General features: G+C 41.7%; 14 protein-coding genes. 9 read left to right on the top strand and 5 right to left on the bottom strand.

Going from position 1 to position 16558, the window contains the following annotated elements:
• Positions 1-170: 170 nt before the first annotated feature.
• Both rimM and U2718_RS21755 read right to left on the bottom strand, forming a co-directional pair.
• A complete protein-coding gene (gene rimM, locus U2718_RS21760; RefSeq protein ID WP_341996992.1) occupies positions 171-827 on the bottom strand; it encodes a ribosome maturation factor RimM in 657 nt (218 codons plus the stop codon).
• Positions 828-857: 30 nt separating this feature from the next.
• Positions 858-2141, bottom strand: coding sequence for a valine--pyruvate transaminase (locus tag U2718_RS21755; RefSeq protein WP_341996993.1), 1284 nt, complete (start codon positions 2139-2141; stop codon positions 858-860).
• Between the two features lie 674 nt (positions 2142-2815).
• Here U2718_RS21755 and U2718_RS21750 point away from each other — a divergent pair.
• Positions 2816-3928: an S-(hydroxymethyl)glutathione dehydrogenase/class III alcohol dehydrogenase gene (locus U2718_RS21750; RefSeq protein ID WP_341996994.1), complete on the top strand. Its 1113-nt coding sequence runs from the start codon at positions 2816-2818 to the stop codon at positions 3926-3928.
• A gap of 415 nt (positions 3929-4343) precedes the next feature.
• On the opposite strand, the gene U2718_RS21745 is transcribed toward U2718_RS21750, so the two are convergent.
• On the bottom strand, positions 4344-5843 hold the full coding sequence (locus U2718_RS21745; protein WP_341996996.1) for a glycosyl hydrolase family 57: 1500 nt from the start codon (positions 5841-5843) through the stop codon (positions 4344-4346).
• A gap of 330 nt (positions 5844-6173) precedes the next feature.
• On the opposite strand from U2718_RS21745, the gene U2718_RS21740 reads away from it, so the two are divergent.
• From U2718_RS21740 to glgA, 7 genes are all read left to right on the top strand, one after another.
• Entirely contained in the window at positions 6174-6536 is a 363-nt protein-coding gene (locus U2718_RS21740) for a Spx/MgsR family RNA polymerase-binding regulatory protein (protein ID WP_341996998.1), read from the top strand.
• A 155-nt stretch (positions 6537-6691) separates the two neighbouring features.
• Positions 6692-9262 carry an XcyI family restriction endonuclease gene (locus U2718_RS21735; protein WP_341997000.1) on the top strand — a complete coding sequence of 857 codons (2571 nt, stop codon included), beginning with the start codon at positions 6692-6694 and terminating at the stop codon, positions 9260-9262.
• A gap of 139 nt (positions 9263-9401) precedes the next feature.
• Positions 9402-10079, top strand: coding sequence for a class I SAM-dependent methyltransferase (locus tag U2718_RS21730; protein WP_341997002.1), 678 nt, complete (start codon positions 9402-9404; stop codon positions 10077-10079).
• 170 nt (positions 10080-10249) lie between these two features.
• Complete coding sequence (locus tag U2718_RS21725) at positions 10250-10492, top strand: DUF433 domain-containing protein (RefSeq protein WP_016874485.1); 243 nt, start codon at positions 10250-10252, stop codon at positions 10490-10492.
• Positions 10476-10850 carry a DUF5615 family PIN-like protein gene (locus tag U2718_RS21720; protein ID WP_341997006.1) on the top strand — a complete coding sequence of 125 codons (375 nt, stop codon included), beginning with the start codon at positions 10476-10478 and terminating at the stop codon, positions 10848-10850. The genes U2718_RS21725 and U2718_RS21720 overlap by 17 nt, the downstream gene beginning before the upstream one ends.
• A 67-nt stretch (positions 10851-10917) precedes the next feature.
• Positions 10918-11325, top strand: a complete 408-nt coding sequence (locus U2718_RS21715) for a hypothetical protein (RefSeq protein ID WP_341997009.1) — start codon at positions 10918-10920, stop codon at positions 11323-11325.
• Positions 11326-11545: 220 nt separating this feature from the next.
• Complete coding sequence (gene glgA, locus U2718_RS21710) at positions 11546-13024, top strand: glycogen synthase GlgA (protein WP_341997011.1); 1479 nt, start codon at positions 11546-11548, stop codon at positions 13022-13024.
• A gap of 87 nt (positions 13025-13111) precedes the next feature.
• Here the strand turns inward: glgA and U2718_RS21705 are convergent, their stop codons facing one another.
• Together U2718_RS21705 and U2718_RS21700 are read right to left on the bottom strand one after the other, a co-directional pair.
• On the bottom strand, positions 13112-14137 hold the full coding sequence (locus tag U2718_RS21705) for a hypothetical protein (RefSeq protein WP_341997013.1): 1026 nt from the start codon (positions 14135-14137) through the stop codon (positions 13112-13114).
• A 129-nt stretch (positions 14138-14266) separates the two neighbouring features.
• Positions 14267-15244, bottom strand: a complete 978-nt coding sequence (locus U2718_RS21700) for a D-glycerate dehydrogenase (protein WP_341997015.1) — start codon at positions 15242-15244, stop codon at positions 14267-14269.
• A 170-nt stretch (positions 15245-15414) separates the two neighbouring features.
• Between U2718_RS21700 and aroC the strand changes: the two genes are divergently transcribed.
• On the top strand, positions 15415-16503 hold the full coding sequence (gene aroC / locus U2718_RS21695) for a chorismate synthase (RefSeq protein ID WP_341997017.1): 1089 nt from the start codon (positions 15415-15417) through the stop codon (positions 16501-16503).
• The last annotated feature ends 55 nt before the right edge of the window (positions 16504-16558 follow it).

Raw genomic sequence — 16558 nt, 5'->3', positions numbered from 1 at the left:
TAAAAGAACCAATCGCCGACTTATTAGAAAAATTGAGGCTCTAACAAAATAAATTTAAAAGAATATATTCATCTAAAAATGGCTGTAATGTAGCCTTGATTCCTTAGAAATTAGATGGTGCAAAGAATTTTTCGATAGAGAATTCAATATGAATTAATGAAATCACATACTTAATTATTAATCTCTAATAATCCATCAGGTGGAGTAATTTCAATGCGACCAGTTTCTAAATCTACCACTGGGGCGATCGCTCTCACAAATGGAATCAAAACTGTCTTGGATTTTTTGATTTTCTCCCCCTCTTCTTTTTGCTGATGTAACTCGACTTCTAACAAATCATTGCCAGCAGACAGAACATCTATCACCTTGCCAATCAGTTCCCCAGTTTCCTGCATAAAAACTGGCAAACCAATTAAATCGAGAATGTGATATTCATCTTCTCCCAATTGGGGGCGATCGCTTTGGGGCACTAATAACTTACAACCGCGCAATTCCTCTGCTTGATTACGATTTTCCACACCAGCTAAGGTGATGACGTACAAGTTTTTGCCTTCGATGTAACGTCCTGCAAGTAATTCTATCGGTTGCGGTTCAGTCTGCCCAGGATGCAATAACCAACGTTTACCTGGCACTTCAAATCTTTCTGAAAAATCCGAGTCTGGATAAACTCGCAATTCCCCACGCAAGCCTTGAGCTGCAACAATAGTCCCAATCTCTAACCAATCATCTAATTTAGGAGATAGGGAGGTGGGGAGATGGGGAGATGGGGAGATAAGTTGTTTATTTTCCTTATTGCCCTTTTGCTTCTCCTGCTTCTGTTGATTCATCTCCTTGTGCCTCCTGCCTTGCTCTAGAGCTTAAACACTTACAGCTGCACGCTGATAAACTTCTTTTGCTACCTTTGCCAAACGTTGCATTGCAGTTGCGATTTCCTCGTCAGTACCAGTGAGGCTTATCCGCAAACATTGCTGCTTGTGCTGCCACTCTTCCTGCAAACCAGGGAAGAAGGTGCTACCAGGTACAACAATCACACCCACCTGCTTGAGTTGTTGGTAAAATTCCCAGTCAGTCATTGGTAAATCTTGCAACCACAACCAAGCGAAAATGGCTCCTTCACCGCGATGCAAAAACCAAGGTAAATCCTTGGGCATTGTTGCATCTAACGTACTTTCTAAAATTGTGAATTTATTTTGGTAGAAGGAACGAATTACGGTTTCGGAAATTTCTACCAAGGCACCAGAATCAATGGCACGGGCAGCGATCGCTTGTCCGTAGCGTGATGGGTGAATGCATAAATTTGTTTGGAAGCACTCCAGCACGTGAATCAGCTTTTCGTCACCAATGGCAATACCGACGCGTTCTCCTGGCAATCCCACCTTCGATAAACTCATGCAGTGGATAATATTGTCACCAAACGCAGGCATCATCTCGGTAAAGTTTAATGCCGGGAAAGGAGGCGCGTAGGCGGAGTCAACTAATACTGGCACATCATAAGGTGCAGCTAAGGCAGCGATTTTTTTCACTTCCTCATCGCTTAAGACATTACCCGTAGGATTGCTGGGGCGAGAGAAAATTACACAACCAGTACTTTCTGTAATTGATAATTGGCTAAAGTCAGGACGATATTTGAATCTATGGGCAGTCGCGTCAATATCTAGAGTTGGTTTATAAGCAATTAAAGCTTCTGGAAACAAACAAACGCCACCGTAACCAGTGTAATCTGGGCTGAGAGGTAAAACAATTTGTTTGAGTTCATCGCTGTTAGTGTAACCACCAAAAGCATTGGCGGCATAAAAATAGAGGCTTTGGCTGCCAGGGGTAATTAAGATATTGCGATCGCTCAAGTTTAAACCGTAGCGCTTGTTAAAATCACGGGCGATCGCTTCAATTAATGGTGCATAGCCTTGACTGGAACCATAGCGACAAACGACTTCACCGTATTCTGAGCTAGCTAGTAACTCTGCCGTACAATCTCGCCATAACTGTTCTACTTCAGGTAATATCAACGGATTACCAGCACTCAAATTAATAAATTGCCGCCCTGCACCCGCTCGCAATGTTTCGATAATATCTTTCATAATCGCTCTGACACCCGTTAAGTTAGACATTTGAGCGCCAATTTTAGTCAGGGCAGGATTCATAAGCTATGCAAAATACGAGCAATCGAATACGAATAGTCTATCAATTATAGAAGAATTTCCATCTTTTCACTTAAGAATAAGGCAGAGGGGCAGAGTGAAAGATTGAAAAACTGGAACTTCGAGATTAGAAGCTCAAACTTCACCTTCAGAAGCTCAAACTTCACCTTCAAAAGCTCAAACTTCACCTTCAAAGGGACTTCCAATTAAAAAAATGTCGAATTTGTGATACATCAAAAACGATGGTGGGTTACGACGCATTCAAGTTCTTTCATAAATTCCAAGATGTCGTGCGTCTAACCCAACGGCAATAAAGCGGGAGGAATATCCACACCGCTTTTTGCCACCCCTACATAATTGGATAATTTATTTTTTGTTACTCTTAAAAGCTCAATCCCCGTGTCTCCCTATCCCCTTGTCCCTTGTTCTAATTCCCTTCTGCCTACTGCCTCTCCGAAGCTTTGAGCCTCCTCCGCAGGAGCAACGCTTTCGGAGGAAACCTCCGCACCCTTACGGGAAGACGCCGGAGGCGTCTACAAACTTCTCTCTGCCCTCTGCCTTATTTCCCATCTTCGCTTTTAGCTTTGTTTGCTAAAAAGTTACAAACAATTCCACAATCAATAGCCTGCAATAAACTCAGATTAGCTGACTAAGCAAGCTAAACAGGAGACTTGACAGTGGAAGTTAAAGCAGCAGTAGCCTACGAACCAGGTAAACCATTGATTATTGAAAGCGTACAATTAGAAGGGCCAAAAGCTGGGGAGGTGATGGTTGAAATTAAAGCCAGTGGAGTTTGCCATACGGACGCTTACACTCTTTCTGGTAAAGATCCAGAAGGTTTATTTCCAGCAATTTTAGGACACGAAGGCGCTGGTGTTGTAGTTGAGGTGGGGCAAGGTGTCACCAGTGTTAAACCTGGCGATCGCGTGATTCCCCTGTATACTCCCGAATGTCGTCAGTGTGAATATTGTCTGAGCTTTAAAACTAATCTTTGCCAAGCTATCCGTGCTACTCAAGGGCGCGGTGTCATGCCTGATGGTACGAGTCGCTTTTCCATTGATGGCAAAAAGATTCTTCATTATATGGGAACTTCTACTTTTGCTAACTACACCGTACTACCGGAAATTGCCGTCGCCAAAATTCGCGAAGATGCCCCTTTTGACAAAGTCTGTTACATTGGCTGCGGCGTGACAACGGGTATTGGTGCAGTCATAAATACAGCAAAAGTAGAACCGGGAGCAAATGTAGTAGTTTTCGGTTTGGGTGGCATCGGTTTGAATGTCATTCAAGGAGCGCGGATGGTAGGAGCAGATATGATTGTTGGGGTAGATATCAATCCTAAAAAACGCGCTTTAGCAGAAAAATTTGGCATGACGCACTTTGTTAACCCCAAAGAAGTTGAAGGTGATTTAGTTGCTTATTTGGTGGATTTAACTAAAGGCGGTGCTGACTATAGTTTTGAATGCATTGGTAATGTCAAAATTATGCGCCAAGCCTTGGAATGCTGCCATAAAGGTTGGGGTGTGAGTGTGATTATTGGTGTTGCTGGTGCAGGCGAGGAAATTAGCACCCGTCCTTTTCAGCTTGTGACTGGGCGCGTTTGGAAAGGTTCGGCGTTTGGTGGTGCAAGGGGACGAACAGATGTACCGAAAATAGTTGATTGGTACATGGAAGGCAAGATTAACATTGACGATATGATTACCCATGTGATGCCGATTGAGCAGATTAATGATGCTTTTGATTTAATGCACAAGGGTGAATCGATTCGCAGTGTGGTGACGTTTAATTAAGTTGGTATCAAGAAAGAGATTTTCTGTGGAGGCTGGTAGTAAATAATCAACCACTAACTACTGTATAGGAGGGTTTAAAAGATAAATTACGTCTGATGTGAATTAAAATAACAAGCAAAAATCATATTTTAGAAATCGACCACTGTCTTGGAAAGCTTTGAAGTTCCCTCCGGGACGCTGCGCGAACGCCGGAAACCTCCGCTCAAACTTTCCGCAGATAAACACAGATGCACACGGATAATTTATCTGTGTTTATCTGTGTCCATCTGTGGTCGTTATCGCCTAAAAATTGGATACGGCAAGATTATCAACAAAACCCGCCCCTACTAACCACTAACTACTGTACGGGCGGGTTTAAAAGAGAAATTGTCGATTTAACCGAAAAATAATCAATAAAACCCGCCCCTACTAACCACTAATGATTTAACGCCGCTTCACCACGCTGATACAATTCTCGTGCATAATCAGTCCAAGTTCCTTGTCCCCAGTAGCGAAAACAACTAGTTTGCAACAATAAGTTATATAGCAAAGCTTCTTGGTAGTCAGGGCTTTGTGTCACTGAAGGATCTTGTTGCACCAAAGAGTCGTATTTTTTGTGAAACAGAACGCTAAGTTTTTTCATCGGATCTAAGACATTTTCATAGCCTTGCACCCAACTTAAATGATTTGTCCAAGAAGCACCATCCATATGAAATTGATAGTCGCTGGCTTTTAAATCAGCGATCGCTTTTTCTACAGCTTCTGGTGTAGCATGATCCGGATCGACTCGTTGCCAAATTTTGTGTTGAGAAATTGCCTGACAAGTCGGATAATCTTCAGAATTAACACCAGCTGCTTCAATTAGTTCCAAATATTCTGTACCGTTCAGTGCTACTACACCTGCATAATTGCTACCGCGATCGCGGATTTCGTGATACACCCGAAATAAATCGCGGGGATATTCATTCATCATCACGCCGCCATTTTCCCCATCGGCAATTTGGGTAACTAACGAAGGAACAAACACATTACCAATTTGCTGTTTTCCTCTACCCTTTGCCTCAAAATAAGGTTGCATCTGTGCCACTAATTTTGTATCCGATCCTTGAGTTTTAATTAACGCTGTGATGCTGATAGTTTCGCCGTGAGAATTGCGGGCAAGCAAACGGTTAGGAAGATATTTATCTTCGTGGCGTAAAGGAGAACCGTCGAGACTTTCAACAGAATGTTCTTGCACCATTAACCAACGATAGCCACATTCTTTCAAAGCTTTAATATATTCAAATAAGCTATCGGGGTGATTGGGTAGGTGCATTTCTGATGGAGAAAAGCCCTTGACGCGCTTGAGGGCATCGTAACCAAAAATCGCTGCAAAATAATGTTGCCACGCTTGAATATGCAGTTTTAGATCGGGAATGGGAGTAGAAGGAACAACTGCATGGCTCCACATCGTTCCCAACCATTCTACATAAGGCTGATATTGGAAATCGCAGGTGATGCGCTTGAGATTGTTAAGAATATCATCTCGTCCCATTTGGCGTAAACCCCACAGTAAATTGCCCGAATAATCGAGCATAATTCGAGGATTGCAACCTTGGGAAATCAATTCGGGAATAAATTCTCCCATGCGGCTGTAACACCAAGCAAAGGTTCCAGCATTGTGGTTGTCCCCTTCGTGGGGATGTTCAAACATATACTGGAGATTACTGATGAGTTGACCGTTTGCACCTGCGGGAATAGTGGGTTGATGCATATGTAGAGCGCAAGCAAATCCCGCCGTGATGTTTTCCAGACGTAAATTAGTAGTAGTCAAAAATACTGGATTATTCTGTTGAACCACTGACTGAATTTCTGCTTCCCAACCACAAATATTAGGCAATCGCGATCTTGATTCCGTTAATACAGGTAAGTTGGGCGATGATGCTGTTGCAGTCATGAGAATTCCCTGTGAGCGATCGCCTTCATTTTGACTTAATTAGTGCGATCGTCCAGAGCTAGCGCAAGAATTATTAATTATGCTATTGCAACTTACAAAGATTATTGAAAGAAAAAACCAGCAATCAAAAGCGGCACGAGCAGTAGAACAGACACAATTAACAGAAGAGTTCCCGGATCGATTTTAATTTCTGGATCGCGCATTTTTTCAGAAAATAGGTTACAGGTTACAGAAGAGGAGTGGGGGAGGGGGAGAATGGGGGAGTGGGAGGAAATCCTTCTTGTCTCCCTGTTCCCTATCCCCTGTTCACTGTCTCCTATCACCTATCCTATGTCAATTCAAGTTTACGGTATACCTAACTGCGGAACCTGCAAAAAAGCTTTCCAGTGGCTACAAGACAACGGTATTGATTATGAGTTTATTAATACCAAAGAAAATCCGCCCAGTCGCCAGACAATCCAAAACTGGGTAAAATCTTTGGGTTCTCAGTCAATGCGAAACACCTCCGGACAATCTTATCGTGCGTTGGGTGATGAGAAGAAAACTTGGACTGATGAACAGTGGATTGAGACATTTGCTAAAGATGCGATGCTTCTCAAGCGTCCCCTTTTTGTTAAGGATGGTACGGCAGTATTAGTTGGCTTTAAAGATAAAGACGAAGCGATCCGAGAGAAATTAGGTTTGAAAGAATAATTTGATAGAACAATATTGTTACCTGACTTTTCAAATTATTTTCATGTTGTAACGCAGTATTGTCACAAAGCTAGGGAAAATATGTTAATCCTGATTAGTGTTTATTTGCTCTTGTTCAGAAAATTGTTTTAGCTAAAGGATTGCTTATATTTGCGATGGATAGAGAAATACTACAAGAAGCTCTTCAAATAGACTATCAGCTACGCTCTACCTTCTTCTATAGAAAATTATACGAATTAGGTTTTAACGGTTTTTTGGCTGAAATTGAAAAATTAATAGAGATATCGGACAATTTTAATTGGGAAGGTAGACATAATTGGGGGATTTCTGAGACTGCTTGGAACATTTTAGAAGAAAGTAAAATACCTAAAATTGCTGTATTTGCTCATCCTAGAGTACTTCTAGAACAGCCAAAACTTTCCGGTTACTATCGAAGTGTTGCAGTTTTACCACAAAAGGCTGCTAAGAAATTGGCTTTTTCAAGTATTGATTCTATAGAAGAAGGTAAGGGTAAATTATCACAAGACAGGGCATTAATTCTCTGTCAACTATATAATTCTCACTCAAGTCTGATTATTGAAAGCACTAATGAGTATAGTCAGACTGATATGCAGGCATTAATGTATGCGTCTGCTGGCGCACAAATTAATGGCTCATGGTTAAACAAAATTGGAGAAGAAGCAGAACTGCTAACAAGAAGGATACTTATCCGGTTGCTGCTTGATGCACAATATATTGTTGCTGCAATTTTGAAAGATGGTTCATCAAGGTTGGATTCTGAATATTTACAGGACTTGGTTGATAAAGTAGATTTACTTTCAGGTGTGCGCCTGATTAATCAAACAAGCATTATTTTTTCTACCGAACCTGACTTATCTTTATTAAATCCTTCTGGTGAGATAGTAGCAGTTATTGAGGTAAAGGGTGGGAAAGATACAGCAGGAGCTTTGGAGCGATACGGTGCCGCCAAAAAAAGCTTTGAAGAAGCCAAGAGATTTAATCCTCATGTAACTACAATATTTCTTGCTAGCTGTATAACCGATGAGGTTAATCGACGACTACAGAATGATGAAATAGTCAACTATGTTTACAACTTGACACAGATTGTTACCAGTGAAGAAGCAAGATATCACTTTGCCTCTGATGTACTTAGGTTTATAGATATAAACATAGATGTAGACAAGAAAATTCAGAGTAATGAGTCTACTCAGAATTCAAAAAAAAAAGTAAAACAACTGAATCTTCCACTTGAATTTGACAGAAAATCTAAGTCAGACTTGACAATACTGAACTTTTCACATGAAAAAGTTTGTGAGGAATCAGCTAGGATTTCTCTAGAGAGTCAATATGCTGAACTTTTGGAGGAAACTGATGAATTTAATCGTAAGTTGGTCAGTTATCAAGGTAATAAAGGGGAAGTTGCTCATGGTTGGATTCGTTATAAAGAGGGATTTTCTTTTAAGCTAGTCGAGCAATTAATAAAAAAATTTGGAATTCGACCTGATGATACAATACTAGATCCATTTTGCGGTTCTGGCACTACTTTACTTGTATGTAAAGCTCTAGGAATTAATGCTTTGGGTTTTGAAATACTTCCCATTTGTCATCTAATGTGGGAAGCTAAAGCTCAACTTGAAAATTATAACATTGAGGAACTGACGAATATTTTTGAACAACTTATAAAAGCTAATCCCAGTAGAACGGAATTTAAATTTCCTCATATAACTATCACTAAAGATGCATTTCCCGCTCAGACTGAAAATGACTTGATGTTTTTCTCAAACTGGATTAACACTCAACAAATTTCTAAAGAAGCAAAAGTTTTATATCAATTACTGATAACTAGTATCCTAGAGGAGGTTAGCTACACCAGAAAAGATGGTCAATATTTAAGATGGGACTATAGATCTCAAAAAGTTCAGACAAGGAACCAGTCAAGGCTTTCCAAAAGTAAAAATCCAATCAAAGCATTTAATAAAGGAAACCTGCCTACTGTCAAAGAAGCATTATTAAGTGCCTTTAAAACAGTGTTATTTGACATAAGCTCTTTGCAAGATATTTTACCGAAAAAAAGTCAACAAGATGTTATCAGAGGTAGCGTTTTAGAACTATTACCAAAGTACGAAAGCGATCGGTTTTCTGGTGTAATTACTTCACCGCCATATTGCAATAGATATGACTATACAAGAACCTATGCCTTAGAACTTGCATATTTAGGTGTAGATGAGTCAGAAATTCGAGCATTACGACAAAATCAATTATGCTGTACTGTCGAAAATCGCTCAAAGTTAAATAGGCTTACACAAATCTATAGAGATATAAATAAAGTTGATAGATTTGAGAATATCTGTAAGATTTTTAATGAAAATAGTGCATTTCGAGAAGTAAACAATGCTTTAGCAACCAGACAGAAACGCGGAGAAATTAACAACCAAGGCATATTGTCTATGGTAGAAGGCTATTTTTGTGAATTAACTTTTCTGTTTGCTGAGATATTTAGGACTTGCAAGAAAGGCGCATATGTTGCCTTTGTCAATGACAATGTTAGATATGGTGGAGAGATTATACCTGTTGATATGATTTGTACGGAGATAGCGGAAACTATTGGTTTTGTTCCAGAAAAAATATATGTTTTACCTCAACGTAAGGGCAATAGTAGTCAACAGATGGGACGATTTGGAAAAGAGTCATTACGTAAAAGTATTACAGTTTGGAGAAAACCTTAGCAATATCAATATAAACAAGATTGTGTTGAAAGCAGGCTAACAAATCAATAAAACGGATAGTTGAGATTTCTCAGTAGTTTTACAAATGCTATCTGCTGCTGCTAACCTTCACCTTTAACCAATCAGAGAGTTAACAAGCATGGAACCACTCAGCGATGCAAAGATAGTAGACTCGTGGCAAAAGAACGCGTTACCGTGGATAAGCGCGGTACGTGAGGAACAGATTGATAGTCGTAATTTAGTCACTAACCAGGCAATAATTGATGCTATTTTGAGTCGTTCGCCCAACTCTGTTCTTGATATTGGTTGCGGTGAAGGCTGGCTTGCCCGCGAACTTGCTGGCAGAGGAATCCACGTGATGGGAGTAGATGTAGTTCCCGCGCTGATTGAACAAGCGCAAGAGGCTGGCGGTGGTGAGTTTTTTGTGGCTGCTTATGAAGAAATTGCTGCGGGCAAACTCAGAGCCTCTGTTGATGTCGCGGTTTCTAACTTTGCGCTGTTTGGTAAAGAACCAGTTGAAGGATTGTTTAGAGTCATACCATCGCTACTGAAACCTCGTGGTTCATTTATTGTCCAGACTTTGCACCCAGTAGTCGCGTGTGGCGATTCCCCGTACCAGGAGGGTTGGCGGCAAGGCTCATGGGCTGGATTCAGTTCTAATTTCACCGATCCGGCTCCTTGGTATTTCCGAACTTTAGAAAATTGGATCGAGCTTTTTGTTGTTAGTGGATTTCGGCTGATGGAGATGTGCGAGCCAATTCATCCTAAGACACAGAAGCCCGCCTCGGTGATATTTATCGCAGAAGTGGCTGGTTAACTATGCGATCGCTACTTATGTACTGTATGGCAATATATGCAGCAATTTCCTACATATTATTCCTAAAGAGGTTTTAACTGGAAAAAGTCGCTCTAATTGCTCAAAGGGGATATTAGAAAAAAGTTTCTATATAATAACGATGACTTTTGCAAGGAGATAGAGTTACTCTCATGAAATTAGATCGTATCACCAGCAATCCCAATCGTATGAATGGACAACCCTGCATTCGTAATCTTCGCCTCACTGTTCGCCGACTAATTGAGTTACTTGCTACTTATCCTAATCGAGAAGAACTACATCAAGAGTTCCCAGAAATAGAAGATGAAGACATTCGCCAAGCTCTGATTTTTGCATCCTCCTACTTAGACGATCGGATCGTCGAACTACCTGCAAATTATGAAACTGTTGCTTGATCAGGGATTACCACGCTCTACGGCAATACTACTACGTGAGTTAGGAATTGACACAATTCATATAGGTGAAATTGGGCTATCTGAAGCCGAAGATACAGAGATTATTAAAATGTCAAGAGAGGAAGGGCGTGTTGTTGTGACACTCGACGCAGACTTTCATATATTGTTAGCTCTTGATGAAGCAACTTTTCCCTCGGTTATTCGTATTCGTATTGAAAGGTTACGCGCCCCAGCATTGACTGAATTGCTGTTGAAAGTGATTGATGAATGTGAGGAAGAACTACAGCAGGGGGCGGCTGTGACGATCGAGCCAAGCCGAATTCGTATTCGTCGCTTACCGTTGTTGCCTGATGTTTAAAGTGCCTTCTGCCATCTGCCTCCTATTATGACAAGATGGGAAAAGTGTCTACCCTAATCATTGCCCGATGTCTTCTCACAATCCATCTTTAGATGCCACACTCCAACAACTACGGCAAGTACGACAAGCGCTACTCAGTCTTCACAAAGCTCTGCTAGAGTCTGAACGTGTTGGTTATGAACAATTCTACGGACGCATTAAATCCAAAGGGGAATTTTTTCAACTAGTGGTTGGGCATGAATGGTTTGATTGGTTGCATCCTATTTCTCAATTTATTGTTCAAATTGATGAAGTTATGAGTAGCAAAGAACCCGTGACGATCAACCAAGCCAACCAGCTATTGGCAGAAGCACGAATGTTGCTCCAACCTTCAGAGGAAGGAACTACCATGCAAATACGTTACTATCAAGCAATCCAACGCGATCCTGATATTGCCTTTATGCATGCAGAAGTATCAAAATTACTTGCTCAATGATTAAATTATTTGCGATCGCACTTTTCCCTTCAGGCGATCGCAATAACATAAAACACTTGTAATTTTTAAGTTTTTATTACACTTTTTCTATTCTATGGATTGCACCGTTTTAATTTATACATAATTCCGATATCATCCCACCAGTCGCTTGTCAATGAGTACATCTTTCATATAATGAATGAGAATATAAAAATAAAGTTTTGTTAAGCGAGGAGTAGGGATGTACATTGTACAGATTGCCTCGGAGTGCGCTCCTGTGATTAAAGCTGGGGGTTTGGGGGATGTCGTTTACGGGCTGAGTCGTGAGTTGGAGACACGGGAGCATTGCGTCGAGATTATTCTGCCAAAGTATGATTGTATGCGCTACGACCATATTTGGGGGCTTCATGATGCCTACATGAACTTGTGGGTACCCTGGTATGGCGCTGCTATTCACTGTTCTGTTTACTGTGGTTGGGTACACGGGCGAGTCTGTTTCTTCATTGAACCCCATTCTCAAGATAATTTCTTTAATCGGGGTTGCTATTACGGTTGTGATGATGACAATATGCGCTTTGCCTTCTTCAGTAAAGCCGCTTTAGAATTTTTGCTTAGAAGTAATAAGCGCCCTGATGTTATCCATTGCCATGACTGGCAGACTGGTTTAATACCACCTCTGCTGTTTGAAATTTATAAGTATCACGGTATGGAGTATCAACGAGTTTGCTATACCATTCACAACTTTAAACATCAAGGAATAGCTGGTGCTGATGCTCTGCGGGCGACAGGTTTAAACCAAGAAGCTTATTATTTCCAATATGATAAGCTGCGCGACAACTTCAACCCCTTTGCTTTGAACTTAATGAAAGGGGGTATAGTTTACGCCAACGCTATCACCACAGTTTCACCCAACCACGCTTGGGAAGCTCGTTCTACGGATGTTGGTTGTGGTTTAGGTCATACCTTACATTTACATCAAGATAGGTTCAGTGGGGTTCTCAACGGTATAGATTATGATTTTTGGAATCCCGAAATTGATCGCTATATTCCTTGTAAATACACCAAAGAAACCTTTGAAGATAAAGCCAAAAATAAAAAAGCTTTAAGAGAAAGACTGTTGTTACGCGATGTTGATAAACCAATTGTTGCTTACATCGGTCGTTTAGATAATCAAAAAGGAGTTCACCTTGTTCACCACGCAATTTATTACGCCCTAGATCGGGGAGCGCAATTTGTATTATTGGGTTCTGCCACAGAACCTGGTATCAATGCTCACTTCCAGCATGAAAAACGCTTTTTGAATGATAACCCCGATGTACATTTAGAACTGGGCTTCAACGAAGAATTATCCCACCTGATTTATGCAGGGGCAGATATGATTGTGGTTCCAAGTAACTACGAGCCTTGTGGGTTAACCCAGATGATTGGTTTGAAGTATGGTACTGTACCGATTGTCCGGGGTGTGGGTGGGCTGGTAAATACCGTGTTTGATCGCGACTATGACGAGAATGTCCCCCAAGAAAAACGCAATGGTTACGTATTCTACGATACTGATTATCTTGCGATTGAATCAGCAATGGATAGAGCGATTGGCTTGTGGCACTACTATCCGGACGAGTTTCAAAAACTAGCTATCCAAGGTATGGAATATGACTACTCGTGGAAAAATCCAGGGGAAGAATACGTAAAAATTTACGATTGGATACGACACCACTGGTAAGGGTGTGAACATCTGGTTTTGATTGCAAGCGATCGCCATCTTAATGAGAAGCGATCGCTTTTTTGTTGTAACTACTAAATTGCTGTTCTAAACATTCACAACCACTCCCTGATGAATCTTTTGATAAACCAAATCTCTAAGCAAATTAGCTTTTTGGTTGGAAATTGATTTATGTAGGCTTCTTAGAGTCATCCGCACCAACCGATTCTTTTGAGCCGGTTGGATACCCAAGCGTTGAATAGCCTGGGGTAGAAGTTGTTGATAGTGCGTTTCACTCAGTATATCTACTGACTCCAAAAGTTCGGCATCGTCACCCAATACCTCTACTATTTGTTCGCAGATATCTTCCAATTCCGTATCTAACTCAGTCACAATTGACATATCTCGACTAATGCTAGGTTGATTGGAGACTGGGCGGTAAGGTTGCAAGTTTCTCATCTGCTCGGCAATCCGGGGATGGCTACTTCGCAGCAAGCGAATATCATCTATGCCTTTGACTAACATCACCAGACGATCTAATCCCCAACCAGATGCTAATCCGCTTTGAGGCGATCGCAACAAATGAGGATGAGCTTCCCCGCATTCTCCGATTTCAATCCATTTGCCATCAACTAACACTTCAATTTCTAACCCATTGCGGGTATAGGGGTGCGAAGTTTCGTTGAGGCGGTAGGATATACCTGGCAGAACAGCGTAAATAATAGTTTCGATGAATGGAATTAAAGCTTCTCTACCTAGATGCTGATGTTCATTAATCAGCCAAACATCCATTTGGTGGGGTTCGCCCACATGGCGTTTATCCACCACATCGCGACGATAGCAAATACCGGGGTGGAGGATAAGTTGTTCTCCCCTAAGGTGGGGAAATAACTCTGGCATGATTACAGTGGTGTGAGTTCTGAGTAACCTATCGTCACTGAGGTAGCGAGTGTATTTCGGGGAACGTGACAAACTGTCTGAAGGGAAATAAAGTTTGTCGAAATTGTTAGCAACTGTAGTGATGGGCGAAGAACGCCAAATTATTGGTTCTGGATATTCAGACTTGTACAGAGCCTCGGCAATTTTGTAGACGACAAGATTAATAGCGTGAATGCCATGAGCCGGGTTTGTCAAGTCCGGCTTGAGAAGTCCCGTTGGTTCATTTTTTGCCTCTCGGAAAAAATTGTAATACTAGTGTAACATCTGAGTTTGCATAACGGCATTACTTAGAAAATTTCCCCACCCTACAAAAATTGTTGAATTTTACTGGTAAACTTCCGGGTTAACACAATAAGGCAACCGCTCTCCCTTTAACCCAGCAATTAAATTCTCAATCGCCATATCTGCCATTTTTTTCCGCGTCTGACGACTGGCGCTACCGATATGAGGAGTAATAATTAAGTTATCAAGACTCAGTAATGGACTATCGGTGGGAATAGGTTCTGGTTCTGTAACATCAATAGCGGCACCTGCAATTTGACCGTTGGATAAAGCTTGATATAAGGCATTTGGCTCTACAATTGTTCCCCGTGCTGTGTTGATAAGAATCGCAGATTGCTTCATCAGCGCAAATTGCGGTTCACTAAACAGATGGTGTGTATCTGCTGTTAGAGGAGTATGAATTGTCACAAAATCAGACTCTTGTAATAAACGTTCAAAACTAGCAAATTCCACACCCAAAGATTCTTCTAGCTCTGGCTCACATCTGTGCTTGCTGGTATAAATAATTCGCATTTCAAAACCCTTAGCACGACGAGCTACTGCCTGTCCAATTCGCCCAAAACCAACAATCCCCAGAGTAGCACCTGTGACATTAGGCCCCAGTAACAAATCTGGTTCCCATGTCCGCCATTCTCCCGCACGCGTAAACCGATCTGCCTCTACCACTCGTCGTGCGGCTGCCATTAGTAACGCCCAAGTTAAATCGGCTGTTGCATCTGTTAATACACCAGGAGTGTGACCAACTGGGATACGCCGTGCTGTAGCAGATAGAATATCAATATTGTCGTACCCCACTGCCATTTGACTGATAACCTTAATAGAAGTTGCGGCTTCTATCAGTTGCCGATCAATTTGATCGGTTAACAAACACAATAACCCGTCTATTTCCTTTGTCTTTGCCAGCAAAACTTCGTAGGGAGGCGGCTGGCGTTCCGTCCAAACTTCTACATCCGCAATTTGTTGTAATCGCTGTAACTCAGTAGGAAGGCGGCGGGTAACAAAGACTTTGGCTTGGGGCATAGTTTTGAATAGGGGTGTAAGGGTTTAAGGGGGTGAGGGTGTAAGGGAAATAATTTTTAGAGAGTGAAGGATAAGCAAAAGATACTAATACTTCTACACCCAAACAAAAAGGAGACTTAGGGAGAACAGAACTTCAAGTAAGATATATTAGACGATATCTCCTCAACATCATGGGCAACACATTTGGGCATCTTTTTCGCGTCACCACTTTTGGCGAATCCCACGGCGGCGGTGTGGGAGTTGTAATTGATGGTTGTCCTCCCCGACTGGAAATTTCAGCTGAGGAAATTCAAGTAGAACTCGACAGAAGGCGTCCGGGACAAAGTAAAATTACAACGCCTCGCAAAGAAGAAGACAAATGCGAAATTCTCTCTGGGGTGTTTGAGGGGAAAACGCTGGGGACACCGATCGCAATTTTAGTCAAGAATAAAGATACTCGTTCCCAAGATTATGATGAGATGGCGTTTAAGTATCGCCCTTCCCACGCAGATGCAACTTATGATGCTAAGTATGGCATTCGTAACTGGCAAGGTGGTGGTAGATCGTCGGCACGGGAGACAATAGGCAGAGTAGCGGCAGGAGCGATCGCTAAAAAAATTCTCCGGCAAGTTGCGGGTGTAGAAATTATCGGTTACGTCAAGCGCATTAAAGATTTAGAAGGGGTTATCGATCCTGATGGCGTGACTTTAGAACAAGTTGAAAGCAATATTGTTCGCTGCCCTGATGCTGAATGCGCTGAAAAAATGATTGAATTAATCGAGCAAATCCGGCGGGAAGGGAATTCTATTGGTGGTGTAGTTGAATGCGTAGCGCGAAATGTACCGAAAGGCTTGGGCGAGCCAGTGTTTGATAAGTTGGAAGCCGATATCGCCAAAGGTGTAATGTCTTTACCCGCTAGTAAAGGTTTTGAAATCGGTTCTGGTTTTGCTGGAACTCTGTTGAGTGGATTTGAACATAACGACGAATTTTATATTGATGAAAATGGTGAAATTCGTACTCGTACCAACCGTTCCGGAGGTATTCAAGGCGGAATTTCCAACGGTGAAAATATCCTGATTCGTGTAGCATTTAAACCTACGGCAACAATTAGAAAAGAGCAGAAGACAGTAACCAATGAGGGCGAAGAGACTGTTTTAGCCGGCAAAGGACGCCACGATCCTTGTGTGCTACCGCGTGCAGTTCCAATGGTTGAAGCGATGATGGCGCTAGTGTTGTGTGACCATCTTTTGCGGCATCATGGACAGTGTCAGATTTTATAAGCGTCTTGGACAGCAGACAGTAGTACATATTTGCTAGGGTGGGATGTATTGCCAA

Origin of the sequence: Chlorogloeopsis sp. ULAP02, assembly GCF_038404745.2 — a bacterium.
In the GTDB taxonomy this organism is placed as follows: Bacteria; Cyanobacteriota; Cyanobacteriia; order Cyanobacteriales; family Nostocaceae; genus Chlorogloeopsis.
This window is presented reverse-complemented; position numbering and strand designations above follow the sequence as displayed.

Bases quoted from the DNA above. Each gene is read 5' to 3' on its own strand.
- U2718_RS21720 (WP_341997006.1), top strand. From the start codon at position 10,476: ATGAAACTGTTGCTTGATCAGGGATTACCACGCTCTACGGCAATACTA.
- aroC (WP_341997017.1), top strand. From the start codon at position 15,415: ATGGGCAACACATTTGGGCATCTTTTTCGCGTCACCACTTTTGGCGAA.
- U2718_RS21755 (WP_341996993.1), bottom strand. From the start codon at position 2,141: ATGAATCCTGCCCTGACTAAAATTGGCGCTCAAATGTCTAACTTAACG.
- glgA (WP_341997011.1), top strand. From the start codon at position 11,546: ATGTACATTGTACAGATTGCCTCGGAGTGCGCTCCTGTGATTAAAGCT.
- U2718_RS21740 (WP_341996998.1), top strand. From the start codon at position 6,174: ATGTCAATTCAAGTTTACGGTATACCTAACTGCGGAACCTGCAAAAAA.
- U2718_RS21715 (WP_341997009.1), top strand. From the start codon at position 10,918: ATGTCTTCTCACAATCCATCTTTAGATGCCACACTCCAACAACTACGG.
- rimM (WP_341996992.1), bottom strand. From the start codon at position 827: ATGAATCAACAGAAGCAGGAGAAGCAAAAGGGCAATAAGGAAAATAAA.
- U2718_RS21725 (WP_016874485.1), top strand. From the start codon at position 10,250: ATGAAATTAGATCGTATCACCAGCAATCCCAATCGTATGAATGGACAA.
- U2718_RS21745 (WP_341996996.1), bottom strand. From the start codon at position 5,843: ATGACTGCAACAGCATCATCGCCCAACTTACCTGTATTAACGGAATCA.
- U2718_RS21730 (WP_341997002.1), top strand. From the start codon at position 9,402: ATGGAACCACTCAGCGATGCAAAGATAGTAGACTCGTGGCAAAAGAAC.
- U2718_RS21735 (WP_341997000.1), top strand. From the start codon at position 6,692: ATGGATAGAGAAATACTACAAGAAGCTCTTCAAATAGACTATCAGCTA.
- U2718_RS21700 (WP_341997015.1), bottom strand. From the start codon at position 15,244: ATGCCCCAAGCCAAAGTCTTTGTTACCCGCCGCCTTCCTACTGAGTTA.